Origin of the sequence: Streptomyces sp. NRRL WC-3549 (assembly GCF_000721935.1) — a bacterium.
GTDB lineage: Bacteria > Actinomycetota > Actinomycetes > Streptomycetales > Streptomycetaceae > Streptomyces.
The window spans coordinates 73416-74865 of record NZ_KL585389.1 but is presented as its reverse complement, the minus strand read 5'-3'; the positions used below and the strand labels follow the sequence as shown (position 1 = coordinate 74865).

The following is a 1450-nucleotide window of genomic DNA, read 5'->3' as shown; positions in this document are numbered from 1 at the left end:
CCAGCCGTCACGCGCGGACCGGGCGGGGCCCACTGGCTCCCCGGTCCGCTCGTCCGGCGCCCACCGCATGCCCGGTCCGGTACCGCCGCCGGCCGCTCCCGCCACCGCCCGACGGTCCCCTTCGCCGGGGAACGGAGACGACAGGAGACAGCAAGATGACCGAGGGCACCCGGCCCCCCGCCGCCGCCGCGTTCGACGCCATCGGCGCCGCGTACGAACAGGCCTTCGCCGGCTCCGCCGCGCACCGCGAGTCGCTCACCCGCCTGCTGGAGCGGCTGGACCCGCGCAGCAGGGTCCTCGACGTCGGGAGCGGCACGGGGCGCCCGACCGCCGCGGCCCTGGCCGACGCGGGGCACGACGTGCTGGGGGTGGACGTGTCGCCGGTGATGGTGGAGCTGGCGTCCCGCCGGGTGCCCGGGGCCTCCTTCCGCTGCGCGGACATCCGTGCGCTGCCGCTGGAGCCGGGGGCTCTCGACGCGGTCTGCGTCTACTTCGCACTGCTTCAGATGTCGCGGGGGGAGCAGACCCGGCTGGTGCACCGGCTCGCCGGAGCCCTGCGGCCAGGGGGCCGGCTGGTGCTGGCGACGGTACCGCTGGACGTGGAGGAGGTGGACGCCGAGTTCATGGGCCAGAGGGTCCGGGTGACCAGCTTCGGACCGGAGGCGCTCGTGGCGCTCGTGGCGGGGGCCGGGCTCACGGTCGAGTGGGAGCGGCACACCGTGTTCACGCCCGACCGTCCCGGTGCGGCGCCCGAGCCCCAGCTGTTCCTGCACTGCACACGGGGCTGAGGCGGCTCACAGACGGTCGTCGCCGGGCAGGGGCTGCTCGGTCCAGATGACCTTGCCGCCGTCGTCGGTGTAGCGGGTGCCCCAGCGCTCGGCGAGCTGGGCGACGAGGAAGAGCCCCCGGCCGCCCTCGTCGGTGGTGGCCGCCTGGCGCAGGTGGGGCGAGGTGCTGCTGCGGTCGGACACCTCGCAGATGAGGGCGCGGTCACGGACCAGGCGCACCCGGATGGGCCCGGCGGCGTACCGGATCGAGTTGGTGACCAGTTCGCTGAGGATCAGCTCGGTCGTGAACGACTCCTCGACGAGGTTCCACCCGGCGAGGGTGCCGGAGACCTCCGCCCGCACCTCCGAGACGGCGACCGGGTCGGAGGGGACGTCCCATTGGGCGATGTTCTCGGCGGTGAGCCTGCGGGTGCGGCCGATCAGCAGGGCCACGTCGTCCTGGGCCCGTCCCGGTACCAGGGCCCTGATGACCGCTTCGCAGGTCTCCTCGGGGGTGCGGTCGGGGTGCCCGTCGAGGGTGGCGCGCAGCAGTTCCAGTCCTTCGTCGATGTCCCGCTGCCGGTTCTCGACGAGCCCGTCGGTGTAGAGGACCAGGCGGCTGTCCTCGGGCAGGTACACGTCCAAGGTCTCGAAGGGCATGCCGCCGAGTCCCAGCGGCGGGC

The 1450-nt window shown here is 74.4% G+C and carries 2 protein-coding genes; one reads left to right on the top strand and one right to left on the bottom strand.

The annotated features are described in order from the left end of the window. The first annotated feature begins 155 nt into the window (after positions 1–155). A complete protein-coding gene (locus IH13_RS0107695) occupies positions 156–788 on the top strand; it encodes a class I SAM-dependent methyltransferase (RefSeq protein WP_031082230.1) in 633 nt (210 codons plus the stop codon). A 6-nt stretch (positions 789–794) separates the two neighbouring features. Here the strand turns inward: IH13_RS0107695 and IH13_RS0107690 are convergent. Then, on the bottom strand, positions 795–1450 hold a 656-nt coding region (locus IH13_RS0107690; RefSeq protein WP_158791090.1), incomplete at its 5' end, for an ATP-binding SpoIIE family protein phosphatase.